The following is a 16847-nucleotide window of genomic DNA, read 5'->3' as shown; positions in this document are numbered from 1 at the left end:
CATATACATACCCCCGCGGGCCCGGGGTGGCGGGTCCCCCCCCCCGGCGCGGGCGCGCCGGCCGGGAACCGTCACCGGGTCTCCGCGGCCCACCATCGATGGGCAGGCGCGCACCTTCTCAGCGGAAGGGCTTCGCCAGCTCGGGGTGGGCCGTGCGCAGCGCGTCCCGCCAGGGGCGGAGCGGCTCAAGGCCCAGCTCCCGCCACCGCGCGTGGCCCAGGATGCTGAAAGCCGGTCGCTTCGCCGGGCGGACGAAGGACTCGGAGGTCGTCCGGCGCACCCGCTCGGGATCGGTGCCGGACAGCCGGAAAACCTCCTGGGCGAGCTCGAACCAGGAGGCCTTCCCGGAGTTGGTGGTGTGGAACACCCCCGCCGCGGAGCCGAGCTCGCCGAGCGTGACCAGCCGGTCCGCGAGGTCCGCGGCCCAGGTCGGCTGCCCGAACTGGTCGTCGACCACCTCGACGGTCTCCCGCTCCGCCATGAGACGGAGCATGGTGCTCACGAAGTTCGGTCCGTGGGCGCCGTACAGCCATGCCGTCCGGACGACGGCGGCGGAAGGCAGCGCGTCGAGGACCGCCTTCTCCCCGGCCAGCTTGGTCCGCCCGTACGCGGTCTGCGGCTCGGCCGGGTCGTCCTCGCCGTACGGGACGCCTGCGTCACCGGAGAAGACGTAGTCGGTGGAGACATGGACCAGCCGGGCACCGTGCCGCGCGCAGGCCTCGGCGAGCAGCCGGGGGCCGTCGGCGTTGACCCGGTAGGCCTCTCGCTCCTGTTTCTCGGCGTCGTCCACCGCCGTCCAGGCGGCGCAGTTGACCACGACCCGCGGGGCGAGCGTCTGGAAGGCCGACTCGACCTGGTCCCGGTGGCAGATGTCCAGGTCCCGGCGGGTTCGCGCGGCGACGTCGTGCCCTCGTCCGCGCGCCAGCGCGACCACCTCGTGCCCGAGCATGCCTGCCGCCCCCGTGACGAGCCAAGTCATGGCGCCCTCTTCCTGAGCGATCGACCACGCAAGTGTCTCCCGGTATCGCGGCTCTGATCACTCTAAATGTCGATTCGATCAATGACGTTCACTGTCGCGACGTGCCGTCTTCTGCCGTTCCGTCCGCCGTCGTACCCGCCGCAATGCCGGGTGATGACGGCGCGCCGCACCGCGTACACGCGAGCGACCACCGAGCAAACATAGGGCCTTTGAGCATTATTCACCATCGCCCGGCACGGGTTCCTGATCCGGCGAATCACTGGATCAGGCCTCGTGATAGGGGTTCCGAACCGGTGAGGGCGGGACGCCTGCGGCAAGGTGGTCACCCCCGCCGCAGGCGCGGTCTTCAGCGCGCACCGGCCGGTGAGACGCCGCGGCCGGTCACCGGGCGATAAGGGTTAGAAGACGGTGGATCCGCAGGTGAAGGTGGCGCAGGAAAGGTAATCCAGGCAAGTGATGCCACCGCACGGACGCAGGCTGCTTTCCGCGCCGGCGGGGAGCATGTCCAGGGCCTTGATGTCGAGTTCCATAAGAGGTGTTCTTTCGTTCATGGAAGACACCGCGGGTACCGCGGCGGCCTTCATCCCGCCGGTCCGGCCGCTGGGAGTCTGCGATGCGATCAGTGGTCGAAGGTCAGCGGCTCGCTCGTCCATCTTTGTGCTCAATGCGATGGCCGCGGCGAGGTAGTTGCGCACTGTCCCCGGCGACAGGGACACCCGCTGCGCGATCTCATCCACGGGCGCACCGTCGCGCGCGAGCGCGAGCGCGAGGACGTCGGCTTCGCGCGGAGTCAGGGGCGAGTCACCCGCGCCGATCGCCTCGGCTGCGAGTTCCGGATCCACATGCCGCCCACCCGCGGCGATCTTCCTGACATGATCAACAGTGTCGATCATGCGTTGCGGATCGCCGCGATGCTGCAGCTGGAGGGCGAGCTGACCGACGAGGAGCTCGAGACGGTCTACCCGGCCGAGCGGTACGCCGACCGGCCCGCGGACCGGCCCGATCTGGACCGGCTGCGGGCCGAGCCGGCTCGGGTGCGGCGCAACGGTTTCGTGCTCAACCAGGGTCGCTCGGAGCGCGGCGTGGTGGCGCTCGGCGTGCCGCTCCGGGCCCCGGACGGGGACGCCCTCGCCGGCCTGTCGGTGTCGATGCCGAGCGGACGCTACGACCGGCACCGGCTGCCGTCACTGGTCGACGCCCTTTCCCACGCCGCAGGCGCCATCGAGGCCGATCTCGCCCGCTCCGTCTGAAGGGGTACCGGACGAAACCGGCGGACGGCCGAGATCCTCGGCCGCGAGAGCGGATCCGCACGTGGCTCGCGTCGACCTCGGAAGAACGATGGGATGTGATTCGCCCCTACACCACGGTCGCCTTCGAGGCCGCAGCCGTTGACCCCGAGATCCGCACGCTCCTCGTGGCGTTGCACGGGGGCGGGACGCACACCGTCGCGCCAGTGGGTGAACTGCTGCCCAGACGGTGTTAGCGGTCTTTGGCCAGCCGGCTTGGGCCCAACTCCTGACGGATTAAAAGAGGAGGGCTTCCTATGCGGCGTGTGGTGCCGTGACCTGAAGTTTCGCGTCGCATCGGGTATGACGGGCCGAGATCGTTCCGCGCATGTTCCGGATCTTCATGAGCCAAGGGTGTCAGCGGTAGGGATAGATATGGTCGGTGGATCCGATCAGAGCCGGACCGGCGAAACGGGCAGAAGACAGGTGGACACCCGTGGCACGTTCGGCAAGGGCCAGGGCGCTGCAGACGGGATCGTCGGAGAAGTCGATCTGGTCACCGTCGATGTCCACGCCGAGGTCCTCGACATCCGCATGGAGCCGGTCGGGGTCGGAGCCCTTGCGCAAGGAATAGGCGTACAGGCTGAACGTGGTGATCTGCCGGCGGTCGACGCAGTAGGTGAAGCCGTCGTTGTTGATGGTCATGAACACTGAGGCCGCGGCCGTGCCCACAGACAGGAGGTGGGCCTTGTCGTAGATGGTTCTCGCCCAGCCGTATTCGATCAGGACGGTTCCGCCGCTGGCCGCATAGGCCGCGACGCCCTGTCCCGACTCGCTCAGAGAGCCCGGGGTGACGTGGATCCGCCGCAGTGCTTCCCGAGGGGACAGGTCCCTCACAAAGGCGGCGCAGAGCCAGGTCTCGTCGGTGTCGTCACTGAACTTCTCACAGAGCCATTCATAGGTCGCTGCCGTGGCGCCGCCCATTCATCTGCCTTCCGTGGAAGCCGTATCGCGGTGATCATGGCAGAGGGGGCCGACAACTTCGCTCGTTCCGGCCACGGCCGCCTACGAGAATTGCAGGACACATTCATCCATTACTGCTAGCCAACACGTGCGAGATGAGTACGCACAAATTCATTACCATTGAACCCTTTCATCTCCTTGTGCCTGCCGATAATGTCATCCGCGCAGGTCATTCAGCTTGCCCGGCTCCTCCCGGATTGTGTCCGCTTCGGGCTCTGGAAGGGGGCTGATCGCGGCAGGATGCTCACTTGTGCTCTTCTGCTCAGTGCAGCCCGTCGAGGAACTCCTCGACCACCGAGCGGAAACGCGCCGACTCCTCGATGTGCGGCATGTGGCTGGACTCCTCGAACACCACCCAGCGCGAATCGCGGATCCGTTCGGCGAAGGGCTGGACGGTCGCCGGAGTCGCCTCGTCGTGACGGCCGCTGATCACGAGAGTGGGAACGGCGATGGCGGGGAGGCGATCGACGATGCTCCAGTTTCGCAGCGAGCCGATCACGTGGAACTCAGCCGGTCCGTTCATGGTGTGATAGACGGTCGGGTCGGCGTCGATCGCCGCCAGTGTGGCTTCGAGCTCCTCCGGCCAGGGATCCAGCCGGCACACGTGGCGCCGGTAGAACACCCGCATCGCCTCGACGTACTCCTCGCGATCGGTTGTGCCCGCGGCCTCGTGCCGGAGCAGTGCGGCCTGGACATCGGCGGGCAACGCCGCTCGGAGCTCGGCCGCGGCGTCCGACCACAGCCGCATCGACGCCGGTGAGTTAGCGAGGATCAGCCCTCGGAGTCCGGCCGGCCGTCGTACGGCGTGCTCCGCGGCCAGCATCCCGCCCCAGGACTGCCCGAACAGCACGTAGTCCTCCGCGATGCGGAGCCCGTTGAGCAGCGCGTCGAGCTCGTCTAGGAAGCGTTGCACTGTCCACGAGCCAGGCTCGGCGCCGGGCAGACGCGTCGACCGCCCGTTACCCAGCTGGTCGTAGTGCACGACGGCCCGGCCCGGCCCGGCGAGCTCGGTGAGCGAGAGCAGATAGTCGTGCGTCGCGCCCGGGCCGCCATGGAGCGTGACCAGCGGCGGTCGGTCGCCGATGGAGCCCGTGACGCGGTACCAGCTCCGCTGCTCCCCGACCTCGATGAAGCCCTCTTTCGTAGGCTCGGCGTAGACCATGCCCATCCTTTCGCTTCCTGTGCTCCGGTCGATGTGTGTCGTCTGCGTGTTGCCGTCCTCCGCTAGCAGTTCGGCCACGTAGGCCCGGCATCGGTCTCACCACTGCGGCGGGTGCCGCTCAGGCCAGCCGATCGCCTCCTCGAGCCGGGCGGCCAGGCCGAGGAGCAGCCGTTCGTCGCCGTGGCGTGCACCCGTGAGCTGCACGCCGACCGGCAGGCCATCCGGCGTGACGTGGATCGGCAGCGAGACGGCCGACAGCCCGCTCGTGTTCTGCAGCGGTGTGTACGCCGACCACCGCAGCATGCGCAGCACGGCCGGCTCGGAGCCACCTGTGTGGAAGTAGCCGAGGGGCACCGCCGGTCCGTTCGACACCGGGGTGAGCGCGAGGTCGAACGGACGCAGTCCGGCGATGAGGCTGCTTGAGAGCGCCGCGAGGGCCGTGATGGACCGCACGAAGTCGGCAGCGGACAGGCGGTCGCCACGCTCGAGCATCCAGCGGGTGTCCTCCTGCAGCGCCGAGGTGGCCGACGGCGGCAGCCCGGTGAGCATGCTCGACACGACGCCGGCGATGTAGTCGAAGAGTGCGTCCACGCCGGACGGGTCCCATGGCGCCGGGTTCGCGACCTCGATGAGCTCGTGACCGAGTTCGTCGAGCAACGCGGCGGTTCGCTCGACGGCGAGCACGGTCTCGGGGTGCGGCTCGTCGAGACCGCTGTCCGTCCAGACGGCGACTCTCAAGGACCTGCGCGGTGGCTGCGCGGTCGCAGCGAGGAACGATCGCCCGGCGCGCTGCGGCACCTCGTGGAGGCCGGTCGCGTGCTCGACCGCCATGACGTCGAGCAGCAGCGCGGCGTCGGCGACCGTCCTCGCGAGCGGGCCATCGGTACTGAAGGCGAAGAAGGAATGGGCGGGGGCGGCGCTCACGACTCCTCGCCCGGGCTTGATCCCGACGAGTCCGCAGACGGCCGCCGGGGTGCGGATGGAACCCGCACCGTCGCTGCCGTGTCCCACGGGCACGAGCCCGGCTGCGACTGCGCTCGCCGCACCGCCGCTCGACCCGCTCGCGGAACGGCCGAGGTCGTACGGGGTCACCGCCGGACGGCCGACGACGGCGGTCTCGGTGTAGCAGGGGATACCGAACTCCGGAGCGTGCGTCGTCCCGAGCGTCACCGAGCCCGCCGCGCGGATGAGACCGACGGCCGCCGCATCGATGTCGGCCGTCTGCGTCGGGATCGCCATGCTCCCGTTCGTCACGGGGACTCCGGCGATCGGCTGCAGATCCTTGAAGGCGATCGGCAGTCCGAGGAGCGGCCGATCCGGTCGTGGTCCGTCGGCGAGCAGCCGGTCCGCTTCGGCGGCCTCCCGGAGTGCGAGCTCCGGCGTCGTGACGACGAAGGCGCCGAGCGGGCCGGCCAGGCGATCGATGCGATCGAGGTAGTGCTCTGCGAGCTCGACGGCGCTGATCGTGCGATCGGCCAGGGCTGCGCACTGCTCGACGGCGGTCAGTTCGTGGAGGGCGGTCATCGTTGAGTTCCGTTCGTCATCGGGTGGCCGTCCAGCGCTGCGACTGCTGTGCGGCGAGCTGCGTCAGATCGCCGAGGGCGACGTTGTAGTCGACCACGTGCAGCCCGAGCTCCGAGGTGCTGCTGCCAGAGGGGAAGAGGGCGGCGCCTCCTGCGAAGCGCTGCTGCAGCAGGGTGATCAGGTCGGCGGAGCCCTGGGAGTGCCCAAGTAGGATCACGCCTCGACGCTCGTGCGTGACGGGGTCGGTGTTGAAATGGTCCCAGTAATCGGTCCAGGCGTTCGCGATGTCCATCGCCCCGGTGGAGTAATCGGTGGAAGTGCCGGTCAACACGCCGACGGCCAGGTTCAGTAGGGGCGCTTGCCGATAGACGGGCACGAACATGCGGCACAGCCTGGAGAAGCGAGCCACCTGTGTGAGTGTGACCGCGAGGTGCGTGTCGTTCGCGACCGGCGGAAGTGATCCAAGCTGCAGGAGAGGGTTCGGCGTCAGGTCCACCGTCGGGTAGACAGAGAAGCAGTCCATCGCAGGTACGGCGGGGGCGGTGAAGGGCTCGACGGAGACGGCTCCTGCGGTGGTGATCGTCGTCGCGTCGAGCGTCACGTCGTGGCCGCTGCCGAGGTATCGCTGTGTGAACGGCGTCCCGGCGGTGCCGCGCTGCGGGTTGCCGGAGAGGTCCTGGTTGCAGGGGTTCGCAGCGACCCCGGGTCGGCACAACCAGACGGTGCTCGCCAGCGGCAGCGCGGCGGAGCTCGATGCGGACGAGTTCGCCGAGGCCGCTGCGGGTGCCGGGACGATGCCGGCGCCGAGGAGGGTGAGCAGAGACAGCGCCGAGGCGACTCGCCCTCGGAGCCCCGTCCGTGATCCGGGCGTGCGTGCGACCGCGCTCACCGGACGCCTCGGATCGGCTGGATCGCGAGCGCCCCGAGCATGCTGAAGGCGGCCGCACCGATGAAGAGTGACGTGTAGTTGCCTCCGGAGCCCGTGCCGGTCCCGATGGCCAGGAAGATCGGGGCGATCGCCGGTGCCACCATCTGCGGGACCGCGTTGGCGATGTTGAAGACGCCGAGGTCCTTCGCGGCGGTCGCTCCTCCGTTCGGGAGGACCTGGGCCACGAGCGCGAGGTCGACCGCTAGATACGCGCCGAGCGCGAGTCCGCCGATGACCATGCCGATGAGGAACGTGCCCCAACTGCCGGCCGTGGCGATGACGATCATGGCCACGCCGTACACGGCGGCCGAGCCGAGCACGAACACCTTCCGGCGGCGGAGCCGGTCGGACAGCCATCCGCAGCCGATCGAGCTGACGACCACGGTCGCGGTGAGCACGAGCGTCGACTGCAGGATGAGCGAGGGGATCTGCGCTGTCTCGACGCCGAGCTGATCGGAGAGGTAGTACACCTGATAGGTCTGCAGGATCGCGAAGCCGGTCATCATGAGGAACCGGCCGAGCCAGGCCCAGGCGAAGTTGCGGTGACGGATTGGGTCGACCCAGAAGCTGCGGGCGAAGGCGCGCAGGTCGTAGCGCCGGCGGTCCGCGGAGTCGAGGCGACGATCGCGCAGCACCACGGCCAGGACGATCACGGTTGCTGCTGCCAGCGCGCCGGGGAAGAGGAACATGAGCGCGACCGAGCTGCCGACGGACTGCACGAGGAAGACACCGGCGACCACGCCGACCGCCTGGCACATGCCGACGAGCCCGGAGACCTTGCCGCGCTGGAGATCGGGGACGTGGTCGATCAGCAGGGCGGCGAGGGCTGCGTTGAGGGCGCTGAACCCGGCCTGGGTGATGCACCAGCCGACCAGCATCACCGGGATCGTCGCCGCGGTCGCGAGGAGGCAGAGCCCAGCCAGACCGACGACCAGTCCGCCCAGCAGCCAGGGGCGGCGCATGCCCCAGCGGGAGGTGGTCCGGTCGCTGAGCTGACCGAAGAACGGGCCCGACAGCAGGGCGACGACCGCCGCGACGCCGAGCACGAGGGAGAGACTGCCCGCCGCATTGTCCGGGTCGATCTGCTTGATGCGGATCGCGAGGGTCACGGAGAGGGGAGTGAGGGTCGCGACGGCGACGCCGAGCACGGCGGCCACGAAGGCTGCGATGAAGCCGGTGCTCGCTGCCGGGGGACTGGAGGGCGGGGTGGGATCCGCCGCCGTCGTGATCTGGTCGTCAGCGTTCGTTGCCATCTCTGAACCGCCTTCTGCGGTGGTGCCCTGGTCGATGAGGACGAACCTTACTAACAGCTCAGTAAGTTTGACTAGACCGAAACTGACAGACCACTAACTTTGGCGTATGATCGCCCCGTGGCCCCGAAACCGGCACCCGAGAGCGATCGACAGGTCTCGCCGTCGCCTCGCGGCGTGCGGCGACGCGAGCAGATCGTGGACGTGGCGCTCACCCTGTTCGCGAGCAGTGGCTATCGCGGAACCGGGATGACCGAGGTCGCCTCGCAGGTAGGGATCACCGAGCCAGGGGTGCTGTACCATTTCGGCACGAAAGTAGGCCTCCTGCACGCCGTGATCGAGCAGCGCGCGAAGCTCAGTCAAGCCTTCGCTCGTGATGTCGCCGAGCAGGGCGGACTCGCGGGCATCCGCGAGATCGTCGCCCTCGCGCACCGCAGCGCCCGCGAACCCGACCTGATCAAGCTCTTCGCCGTACTGCTGGCCGAGAACTTCGAGGACGACGGCCCGGCCCACGACTTCTTCGTGGAGCACTACCGGGCCCTCCGGGTGAGCGTCGTCGAGCTCATCGAGGCCGGTCAGCTTCGCGGTGAGCTTCGCGCGGACGTCGATCCGGCGCTCAAGGCCGTCGAGATCCTCGGCACCCTCGACGGCATGGCCAACCAGTGGCTGCTCGACCCGGAGGCCGTCGACTTCGTGGCATGCGTCGAGGCCTATGTCGCGACGCTCGAGCGGGATTTGGCACTCGCGCCCTTGTCGTGATGTGACTGCGGATGATCACCTGACCGTAGACCAGAGGCCACATCCGGGTTTTCACACCCCACAGGTCCTCGGCCACTCCCGGCTGATCACGATCAAGCGGTACACCCACACCGCGGAGACATCGGCGATCGAGGCGGCGGGCCGGATGGGGCGGGCGCTGTGGGACGGCTGACGGCAACGGACCGGTCGTAACCGCAACTGGAAATGCAACCGGGCAGGCTTCCCGATCATGAAAGAGGGAAGCCTGCCCAGCTCATTGGGGTAGGGCGCCTGGGACTCGAACCCAGAACCTACGGATTAAAAGTGGACGGCTCTTATTGGCATTCGCGACGCTCTGACCTGGCGTTTCGGATGCTGTCTCCCCCTTGCCTGGGGGAGGAAGATCTTGCCGTCTCCACCTGGGACATTCGGTTCTACGGGGAGCGCGGATGCGGTGATGACTTCTGTCAGAGCTTCTATACGGCCGAGCGGCCGGACGGAGCGTACGGTCCCGGGCACAGATGCGTGCCACTGCTTCCGCCGAGAGGTGATCTGATCCTTGACGTCGTTGAGGGACGGATCATGTACGTGGAGGTCCTGCACTACCCGAAGCTGCCACGTCTGGTGAGTTGAAGCCATCAGTTTGGGAAGCGGCCGCTGATCTTCGTGCGCTGACCTGCGGAATCGTAGGTCCTGCTAGGGGCGGTGTGACTCCCCGCTGTTCCCCGTGATTCACCATGATCGCCCGCTGTATCTGGCACGAATCTGGCACGACGATCATGGGGTCAACCAGTACGGATGCACCTGAGATTCGGCCTCTCGGTCTCGTGCCCAGTGGCCCCCGCCCCTCGGCCTGTGCACCCTCCGCGCCCTCCGAGACGGTGGGCCGGGCTGACGAAGGAAGCCCGGACCTTCGATCGCCGTCAACCGGTTCGGTGATCAGCCACAGCGCGATCGCGACCTGTATGGGTGTGGTGGCTGACCCATAGCTAGGGCCTGTCTCAAAGTCGTCACGCAGTAGGGCATATGGCTTTGATACAGGCCTAGTCGCGCTTGGGCCAGATCAGGCCCTGGTCGGTCCAGATGACGCCCTTGTTGCGGCACAGGCAGAAAGGGTGGCCGATCGGGTCGGTATAGACCCGCCAGCCGTAGCCGTCGGGGCCGATGCAGTCCTGCTGCAGCGTCGCGCCGAGGTCGAGGACGCGGCGCTGCTCGGACTCGATCTCGTCCACTTCGAAGTCGAGGTGGAACTGCTTGGGGTGCTCGCTGTCGGGCCACTGCGGAGCGCGGTAGTCGTCCACCCGCATGAAGGCCAGCTCGACCTCGCCGAACTTGATGCCGCCCCAGTTCTCGTGGCTGCCTTCCTTGATCGGGCGGCCCGTCACCTCAGAGTAGAAGGCCGCCAGCTTCATCGTGTCCGGGCAGTCGATGATGAAATCGGTGAGTCGCAGCATCCCGCGATCTTGTCACAAGATCTTTGATACAGGCCTTAGCCACGATGGCGGGGACCGGGCGGCTACAGGAGCCTTGCGAGCTGTCCTCTGTGTGGACGCAGTGGCGAGGCCGGCGACGGCGCGTCCTTGGTCGGTGGGTGAGGCTTGGTACGGCGAGTGCTGCGTGTGGCGGGCGGCCCGCGTTCCCGCCGCCGGCCGGGACCGGCGCTCACGCCGCACGCCCGGACAGCGGGCGGGCGGAGGGCCGTGCGGCGGCGCGGAGCGCCGTCGCCTTGACGGCAAGGCCGCGGCTGCCTCGACCTACCGGCGCAAGCGGGCGGTCTTCCATCACGTCCTGGAGTACGCCGTGGAGCTGGGGGAGCTTTCGGCAAATCCGATCCACAAGGTCAAGTTCCGCAAGGTCAAAACCGGCGGCGAGATCGATCGCCGGTCGGTGGTCAATCCCGAGCAGGCTCGTCAGCTGTTGATCGCGGTGACCTACGCGGGCCGTACCCGTGGCCAGATGATGGCGGCCATGTTCGCCTGCATGTACTTCGCCCGGCTGAGGCGGCCGGTCTGCGCAAGGCGAACTGTGAGTTTCCGGAGACCGGATGGGGCACGCTCACCCTGGAGAAGACCCGGCCGGAGAGCAACAAGCGTTACACCGACTCGGGGGAGTCCAACGACGAACGAGGGCTCAAGCACCGTGACGAGAAAGCCACGCGGACGGTGCCGATCCCTCCGGAGCTGGTGGCCATCCTGCGTGAGCACATCGAGCGGTACGGCGTCGCCGAGGATGACCGGTCGTGCTCCTTCGCCTGGCCTATCTCGCCGTCACGAACACCTTCGCCGCGCTGCGGTTGCTCCCGATGGGTGATCGGGACAAGGACGTCGAGATTCTCGCCCTGCGTCACCAGATCACCATCCTCGAACGGCAACTCGGCGTCGGCGCCAGGGCGCGGTTCGCGCCCGAGGATCGAGCCTTCCTCGCGGCCCTCCTGGCACCGCTACCCCGAGACGTCCTGCGCCGGCTGAGGCTTCTCATCCGGCCGGATACCGTCGTGTGGTGGCACCGCGATCTGATGAAGCGGCGTCATGCTCGTGCCTGCGTGCCGAAACGGCGCGGGCGCCCGCCAACCGTCCGTTCCATCCGCGCCCTCGTCCTGCGCTTAAACCGGGAGAATCCGTCCTGGGGGTACCGGAGGGTCCACCACGCTCGGCATCAAAGTGGCGCCGTCTACGGTCTGGGAGATCCTCAAGTAGGAAGGCATCGATCCGGCACCCAAACGGGCGTCCACCACCTGGGCCGACTTCCTGCGCTCCCAAGCCGAAGCACTGCTGGCCTGCGACTTCATCGAGACCGTCACCCTTGATGGGCAGCGTCAGTACATCCTGGCCGTCATCGACCACGCCACCAGACGCGTGCGCGTACTCGGCACCACCGCACACCCGACCGGGAACTGGGTCGCCCAGGCCGTCAGGAATCTGGTGATGGATCTGGAAGACGCCGGTTGCCGGGCCTGCTTTTTGATCCGTGACAGGGATGGGAAGTTCCCGGCGCGCATGGATGAGATCCTGGCCGAGGCCGGCATCCGGATGCCGCGGATGAACGCGGTCATGGAGCGGTGGGTGCAGTCGTGCCGCCGCGAGCTTCTCGACCGCTGTTTGCTCTGGAACGAACGCCATCTCCGGCACGCCCTGCGCGAGTACGAAGAGTTTTACAACCGGCACCGAGCCCATCAAGCACTGGCCCAGGCCGCCCCGCTGCGTCCCGTCCCGGAGCCGATCACTGATCCAGAGCGAATCGCGAGCTTGACCATACGCCGACGAGACCGGCTCGGCGGAGTCCTCCACGAGTACTCACATGCCGCCTGAACTGCACGGATGGAATTATCGGCAGGCGCAAACGCCATGAGCGCCAGACCGCCGCAGAGGAAGAGCAGCGCGACGAAGTCGAACTCGCCGCGGATGACGGCAGCCATCCCCGCGGCGAGGAAGAACGTGGCGAACATCCTCACCAGCAGATCGATCAGCGACCCGGTGAGGTTGCCGAAGAATTGTTCCACCCTGTCACCCGCTGGCTTCCGTCCGCCCCTGCCATCCGCATGGTAGGGACGAACCGTGTGACCGGCGGGTGAGATCAGCCAGTTCGGGCCTGGGCGCCGGCCAGGTCGGTGGGCGGGTCGGCCAGACGGCGGGCCCCGGCGCGGCCGGGAATGGTGAGTACGACGAGGGCCGCCAGCAGGGCGGTGGCCGCGCCGATGAGCAGGGCGACGTGGAACCCGCGCTCGGACGGGAGGGTCGCCGGACCCAGCTTCATCGTCATGGTGCCCAGCACGGCGCCGAGCACGGCGCTGGCGCTGGAGACGCCGATCGCGCGCATGAGGCTGTTGAAGCCGTTGGCCGCCGCCGTCTCGGTAATCGGGACCGCGTTCATGATGAGCGTGGGCATGGCCGCGAACGCGAAACCGATCCCGCAGCTGATCACAACGGAGAAGGTCAGGATGCCCCAGGTGCTGCCCATCAGCGGGAGGGACAGCAGGTAGCCGGAGGCCAGGATGAGCGTCCCGAGAAGCAGCGAGATCTTGGGGCCCCTGGCCGCGGACAGGCGGGCGGCCAGCTGGGAGGTCGCCATCATGACGAGCCCGCCCGGGGCCATCCAGAGGCCGGCCTGGAGCATCGACTGGCCCAGGCCGTACCCGGTGGCCGTGGGCAGTTGCAGGAGCTGGGGTGTGATCAGCGACATCGCGTACATGGCGAAGCCGATGACGGCGGAGGCCAGGTTGGTCAGCAGGACCTGGCGGCGGACGCTGCGCAGGTCGATCAGCGGGGCCGAGGTACGCAGCTCCCACCAGCCCCAGAGCAGGAGGATCACCGGAGCGGCGGCGAACATGCCGAGGGTGAGGGCGCTCGTCCACCCCCAGTCGGCGCCCTTGGAGATGGGCAGCAGAAGCAGCAGCAGGCCGGCGGTCAGGCCGGCCGCGCCGACGAAGTCGAAGCGGCCCGACGAGGTGACCGGGGATTCCGGCACGATCACCAGGATCAGCACGGTCAGTAGCAGGCTGAGCCCGGCCGAGCCCCAGAAGAGCGCGTGCCAGCTCACCTTCTGGGCGATGAGCGCGGCGGCGGGCATGCCAAGCGCGCCGCCGACGCCGAGGGAGGAGCTCATCAGGGCGACGGCCGAGCCGAGCCGGTGCGCGGGCAGGATGTCGCGCATTAAGGCGATCCCCAGCGAGATGATGCCCAGGCCGAAGCCCTGGAGCGTACGGCCGACGAGCATGGGCACCAGCGAGTCGGCCGGAGCGCAGACCAGGGACCCGATGACGAGCAGGAGCGCGCTGACGAGGATGACACGGCGTTTGCCGTAGAGGTCACCGAGGCGACCGGCGACCGGGGTGGCGACCGTGCCCGCCAGCAGGGTGGCGGTGATCACCCAGGAGGCGTTGGCGGCGGTGGTGTGCAGGAGGGTGGGCAGGCTGGCGATCAGAGGCAGCATCAGGGTCTGCATCAGAGAGACCGTGATGCCCGCCGCCGCCAGGACGCCGATGACGGCTCCGTTGCGGGGCGCGGCGGGTGCCGGGCTCATGAGTTCTCCACTGGTGGGCAATGTGCACTATGCATAGGATGTGCATCCTACATATCGCCATATATTGGGATATTCTGACCCCCCCGGATTGGAGGTTCCCGTGCGCAAGGAGATCGCCGACATCGAACGTGAGTTCATGCTGATCGGCCGGTACAAGGTCCTCGCGGTGCCCAACCCCGAGACCCGGCGACTGGAGAAGAGCAGCTACATCCTGCTGCGGCGGCTCGAAACCGAGGGGCCGATGTCGATCGGCCAGCTCGCGCAGGCGTTCAGTCTCGACACCTCCACCATCAACCGGCAGACCACCGCCCTGCTCCGCGGCGGCCTGGCCGAGCGCATCCCCGACCCGGAGGGCGGCATGGCCCGCAAGCTCCGCATCACCGAGCAGGGGCTGCTCCGGGTGGAGGAGGAGCTCCGGTGCCGGCTGATCAGCTTCGACCGGGTGCTGAGCGGCTGGACCCCGGAGGAACTGGCCTCCTTCGCCGAAGGTCTGGCCCATTTCAACGCCAGCATCGAGCGCGCCCCCCAAACCTGAACATTTCACCGGAGACAACCGGGCTCGGCCAGGTCAGGTCCATCGGGAACGAAGGCAGGCTGTCCTGGGCTGAGCGTCGGTGCGATGCTTCCTGCGGAAGGCCCCACAACCCGTCAGCCTGCGCCGATGTGCGCCGCTTCCCGGGGAGACCCGCGATGAAGATCAGACGGATGCTGGTCGCGATGACCCTGGGCGCGGGCGTGCTGCTCACCGTGCCCGGCCCCGCGAACGCTGCGGCGACCACGGTCGCGTACGGGATGACCGCCAACCGGGGCCTCGGCTTCCAGTCCCAGCTGTGACCCGCACCCGGACGGTCTTCATCCAGGAACGAACCCGCCACAAACACCGGGTGGACAAAGCCTTGGAGGACACGCACATCAAACTGTCCACCGTCGTCTCTGACCTTTTCGGGGCGTCGGGACGGGCGATGCTGGATGCTTTGGTCGCCGGCCAGCGCGACCCCCGAACGCTGGCCGACCTGGCCAAAGGCAGCTTGGTCAACAAGAAATCTGCCCTGACCGAGGCTCTCACCGGGCAGTTCGAGGACCATCACGGACGACTGCTGCGGGTGCTGCTGGACACTGTCGACCACCTCACCAGGCAGATCGGTGAGCTTGACCGCCTGATCGCCCAGGCGCTGGAACACATCCACGTCCCGCCCATCGACAGCTCGTGCACCGACAGCCCCGAGACCACTCCGCCCGGCACCAGCACCAGATCAGCGGCACTCGGTCTGGTCGAACGCCTTGACGCTGTGCCCGGCATCGGCCCGGCCACCGCCCAGATCATCCTCGCGGAGATCGGAGCCGACATGAGCCGCTTCCCCACCCCTGACCACCTGGTCTCCTGGGCCAAGCTCTGCCCCAGGACCATCCAGTCCGGAGCCAAGAACACTACCGGGCCGGCCGGGCAGGGCAATCCCTGGCTCAAAGGAGCCCTCGGCGAAGCCGCCACCGCCGCCGCCCGCACCAACACCTTCCTGGGCGCCCGCTACCGGCGCATCGTCAAACGCCGAGGTCACGCCAAAGCCATCGTTGCTGTCGCCCGCTCCATCCTGGTCATCGCCTGGCATCTGATCGACGATCCCGACGCCCGCTATCACGAACTCGGCGCCGACTGGCACCAGCGCCACATCAACCCCGCCCGCAAGACCCGCGACCTGGTCCGCCAACTCCAAGCCCTCGGCCACCAGGTCACCCTCGCGCCCGCGACCTGACCACCTGACACTGGCCCGATCCACGACATCCGTTCTGCTCGCAGAACGGAGGCTGCCGCCTGCCCAGCTGAGGTCCGATTTTCCGTTCAGCATCCCACAGGCTCTGTACCGCCGACGCGCAAAGTCAGTCGTCGGGCGATGTCTGCGGTGGCGGATCGACCTTGAGGTGGTGTGGCAGCGGAGAGACCGCCGACAGCAGCTGCAGCCCGCGCTCGACGTCCGGCTCGGGCTGATCGACCCAGACTTCGATCCCCGCCATGCCACCGCCGGAATTGTACGCCGACACGAACTTGATCGCGAGATCGTCGTCGAGCGATATCCCTTCGGGCAAGAGTTCCGGATGCTTCCGAATATCCTTTTCGTTGATGATGCGGAGAGACGGCTCGAGTGTCTGCCGAAGAGCCTGCATCAACTGCTTCCGGACCGGCCCCCCGTACACCTTCGCCCACTTCGCGAGGTGGATCAAGGAGATCCGGGCCCGCATGGCTCGTATGAGCTCATCGGGGTACTGATCTTCGAGTTCCTCGTACTGCGAGAGCAACTCGTCGCTTAGGGCATCGGCCAGCAGCTGGATGGGGCTGGATGCGTATCGGTAGAACTCGTCGCGTGAGATCCCCGCGGCGCCCGCGACGGCGGCCACGGTGAGTTCCGAATCGGGATTGTTCGACGCAAGGTCGAGGACTGCATTCCGCAGTGCTTCCACTACTTCGTGGTTGCCCATGTCAGGAGTCTATGGCGCTCCTCGCGTGCCGCAAAGACCCATCGACGGGTCTGCAGCGCGAAGTGGGTCGGTAGTTTGCACGACGCTGTTCCGCCATGGGGAGCTGGGCGCGCCAGCCGTCCAGCAACGCTCTCGACCCTCAGCGAGTCACCCTCGTCAGTGACAGCGCCGCCCGTCGGCTGTAGGCATCCAGCTGCGCGCGCGGGCGGGCCGGGGTGGGGCCGACGATCGCGCTCTCCGATGCCAGTCTGAGATCGCATGCCGCAGCGAATGCCCAGCCACCCCCGATGCCGCGGCCCTCGATGACTGCGGCGACGGCCGGTCTCGGAAATGTGCGCGTTCCTCGCTGGCGACGGAGATCACTCTGGCGGCGCCGGCCAAACACGGCAGCGCGAACGGGCACGGCTTGCTGGATGGAGACGATCTCCCATGTCATTACCAGAACGGCGATGCGGAGGCGCGGTCGCCCGAACTGCGGCCTATGCACAATGAGCCTCGACGTGGCCCGGCGCGGCGATGCCGCGCC

Annotated in this window: 16 protein-coding genes and 1 pseudogene; 7 read left to right on the top strand and 10 right to left on the bottom strand. The window is 68.0% G+C overall.

Annotated elements, in window-relative coordinates; genetic code table 11:
- Positions 1-118 precede the first annotated feature (118 nt).
- Both rfbD and ABZU75_RS40155 read right to left on the bottom strand, forming a co-directional pair.
- Positions 119-979 (bottom strand): dTDP-4-dehydrorhamnose reductase, encoded by an 861-nt coding sequence (rfbD, locus tag ABZU75_RS40160; RefSeq protein WP_355566618.1) that lies wholly within the window; start codon positions 977-979, stop codon positions 119-121.
- 647 nt (positions 980-1626) lie between these two features.
- A pseudogene (locus ABZU75_RS40155) lies at positions 1627-1851 on the bottom strand (LuxR C-terminal-related transcriptional regulator); the annotation flags it as partial.
- Here ABZU75_RS40155 and ABZU75_RS40150 point away from each other — a divergent pair.
- The gene (locus ABZU75_RS40150; RefSeq protein ID WP_355566615.1) at positions 1852-2229 is read left to right on the top strand and encodes an IclR family transcriptional regulator C-terminal domain-containing protein; all 378 of its coding nucleotides are present in this window, start codon (positions 1852-1854) and stop codon (positions 2227-2229) included.
- Positions 2230-2622: 393 nt separating this feature from the next.
- Here ABZU75_RS40150 and ABZU75_RS40145 read toward each other — a convergent pair whose 3' ends face one another.
- From ABZU75_RS40145 to ABZU75_RS40125, 5 genes are all read right to left on the bottom strand, one after another.
- Entirely contained in the window at positions 2623-3189 is a 567-nt protein-coding gene (locus ABZU75_RS40145) for a DUF6461 domain-containing protein (protein ID WP_355566612.1), read from the bottom strand.
- A 301-nt stretch (positions 3190-3490) separates the two neighbouring features.
- A complete protein-coding gene (locus tag ABZU75_RS40140; protein ID WP_355566609.1) occupies positions 3491-4390 on the bottom strand; it encodes a proline iminopeptidase-family hydrolase in 900 nt (299 codons plus the stop codon).
- A 96-nt stretch (positions 4391-4486) separates the two neighbouring features.
- Positions 4487-5914 carry an amidase gene (locus tag ABZU75_RS40135; protein ID WP_355566606.1) on the bottom strand — a complete coding sequence of 476 codons (1428 nt, stop codon included), beginning with the start codon at positions 5912-5914 and terminating at the stop codon, positions 4487-4489.
- A 16-nt stretch (positions 5915-5930) separates the two neighbouring features.
- Positions 5931-6803, bottom strand: a complete 873-nt coding sequence (locus ABZU75_RS40130; RefSeq protein ID WP_355566603.1) for a DUF3089 domain-containing protein — start codon at positions 6801-6803, stop codon at positions 5931-5933.
- On the bottom strand, positions 6800-8095 hold the full coding sequence (locus ABZU75_RS40125; RefSeq protein ID WP_355566600.1) for an MFS transporter: 1296 nt from the start codon (positions 8093-8095) through the stop codon (positions 6800-6802). Before ABZU75_RS40125 ends, ABZU75_RS40130 begins: the two co-directional genes overlap by 4 nt.
- A 117-nt stretch (positions 8096-8212) precedes the next feature.
- Here ABZU75_RS40125 and ABZU75_RS40120 point away from each other — a divergent pair, with 117 nt between their 5' ends.
- Together ABZU75_RS40120 and ABZU75_RS40115 are read left to right on the top strand one after the other, a co-directional pair.
- Positions 8213-8851, top strand: a complete 639-nt coding sequence (locus ABZU75_RS40120) for a TetR/AcrR family transcriptional regulator (RefSeq protein WP_355566597.1) — start codon at positions 8213-8215, stop codon at positions 8849-8851.
- A 1-nt stretch (position 8852) separates the two neighbouring features.
- Entirely contained in the window at positions 8853-9023 is a 171-nt protein-coding gene (locus ABZU75_RS40115; protein ID WP_355566594.1) for a hypothetical protein, read from the top strand.
- A gap of 850 nt (positions 9024-9873) precedes the next feature.
- Here the strand turns inward: ABZU75_RS40115 and ABZU75_RS40110 are convergent.
- Complete coding sequence (locus ABZU75_RS40110) at positions 9874-10284, bottom strand: VOC family protein (RefSeq protein WP_355566591.1); 411 nt, start codon at positions 10282-10284, stop codon at positions 9874-9876.
- 1470 nt (positions 10285-11754) lie between these two features.
- On the opposite strand from ABZU75_RS40110, the gene ABZU75_RS40105 reads away from it, so the two are divergent.
- The gene (locus ABZU75_RS40105) at positions 11755-12138 is read left to right on the top strand and encodes an integrase core domain-containing protein (RefSeq protein WP_355566589.1); all 384 of its coding nucleotides are present in this window, start codon (positions 11755-11757) and stop codon (positions 12136-12138) included.
- Between the two features lie 265 nt (positions 12139-12403).
- Here ABZU75_RS40105 and ABZU75_RS40100 read toward each other — a convergent pair whose 3' ends face one another.
- Positions 12404-13849, bottom strand: coding sequence for an MFS transporter (locus ABZU75_RS40100; protein WP_355566586.1), 1446 nt, complete (start codon positions 13847-13849; stop codon positions 12404-12406).
- 100 nt (positions 13850-13949) lie between these two features.
- Here ABZU75_RS40100 and ABZU75_RS40095 point away from each other — a divergent pair, with 100 nt between their 5' ends.
- The 3 genes from ABZU75_RS40095 to ABZU75_RS40085 all read left to right on the top strand — a co-directional run bounded on the left by ABZU75_RS40095 (position 13950) and on the right by ABZU75_RS40085 (position 15600).
- A complete protein-coding gene (locus ABZU75_RS40095; protein WP_355566583.1) occupies positions 13950-14384 on the top strand; it encodes a MarR family transcriptional regulator in 435 nt (144 codons plus the stop codon).
- 155 nt (positions 14385-14539) lie between these two features.
- On the top strand, positions 14540-14683 hold the full coding sequence (locus ABZU75_RS40090) for a hypothetical protein (protein WP_355566580.1): 144 nt from the start codon (positions 14540-14542) through the stop codon (positions 14681-14683).
- Positions 14684-14733: 50 nt separating this feature from the next.
- Positions 14734-15600, top strand: a complete 867-nt coding sequence (locus ABZU75_RS40085; protein WP_355566577.1) for a transposase — start codon at positions 14734-14736, stop codon at positions 15598-15600.
- A gap of 124 nt (positions 15601-15724) precedes the next feature.
- Here ABZU75_RS40085 and ABZU75_RS40080 read toward each other — a convergent pair whose 3' ends face one another.
- Positions 15725-16321: a hypothetical protein gene (locus ABZU75_RS40080; RefSeq protein ID WP_355566574.1), complete on the bottom strand. Its 597-nt coding sequence runs from the start codon at positions 16319-16321 to the stop codon at positions 15725-15727.
- Between the last annotated feature and the right edge of the window lie 526 nt (positions 16322-16847).

This window comes from Streptosporangium sp. NPDC005286 (genome assembly GCF_040607515.1).
Taxonomy (GTDB): domain Bacteria; phylum Actinomycetota; class Actinomycetes; order Streptosporangiales; family Streptosporangiaceae; genus Streptosporangium.
The sequence above is the reverse complement of the archived record's forward strand: the minus strand, read 5'-3'. Positions and strand labels throughout refer to the sequence as shown.

Excerpts from the sequence above, each read along its gene's own strand:
- rfbD (WP_355566618.1), bottom strand. The coding sequence starts at position 979 with ATGACTTGGCTCGTCACGGGGGCGGCAGGCATGCTCGGGCACGAGGTG.
- ABZU75_RS40135 (WP_355566606.1), bottom strand. The coding sequence starts at position 5,914 with ATGACCGCCCTCCACGAACTGACCGCCGTCGAGCAGTGCGCAGCCCTG.
- ABZU75_RS40150 (WP_355566615.1), top strand. The coding sequence starts at position 1,852 with ATGATCAACAGTGTCGATCATGCGTTGCGGATCGCCGCGATGCTGCAG.
- ABZU75_RS40125 (WP_355566600.1), bottom strand. The coding sequence starts at position 8,095 with ATGGCAACGAACGCTGACGACCAGATCACGACGGCGGCGGATCCCACC.
- ABZU75_RS40110 (WP_355566591.1), bottom strand. The coding sequence starts at position 10,284 with ATGCTGCGACTCACCGATTTCATCATCGACTGCCCGGACACGATGAAG.
- ABZU75_RS40140 (WP_355566609.1), bottom strand. The coding sequence starts at position 4,390 with ATGGTCTACGCCGAGCCTACGAAAGAGGGCTTCATCGAGGTCGGGGAG.
- ABZU75_RS40100 (WP_355566586.1), bottom strand. The coding sequence starts at position 13,849 with ATGAGCCCGGCACCCGCCGCGCCCCGCAACGGAGCCGTCATCGGCGTC.
- ABZU75_RS40105 (WP_355566589.1), top strand. The coding sequence starts at position 11,755 with ATGGATCTGGAAGACGCCGGTTGCCGGGCCTGCTTTTTGATCCGTGAC.
- ABZU75_RS40090 (WP_355566580.1), top strand. The coding sequence starts at position 14,540 with ATGAAGATCAGACGGATGCTGGTCGCGATGACCCTGGGCGCGGGCGTG.
- ABZU75_RS40080 (WP_355566574.1), bottom strand. The coding sequence starts at position 16,321 with ATGGGCAACCACGAAGTAGTGGAAGCACTGCGGAATGCAGTCCTCGAC.
- ABZU75_RS40145 (WP_355566612.1), bottom strand. The coding sequence starts at position 3,189 with ATGGGCGGCGCCACGGCAGCGACCTATGAATGGCTCTGTGAGAAGTTC.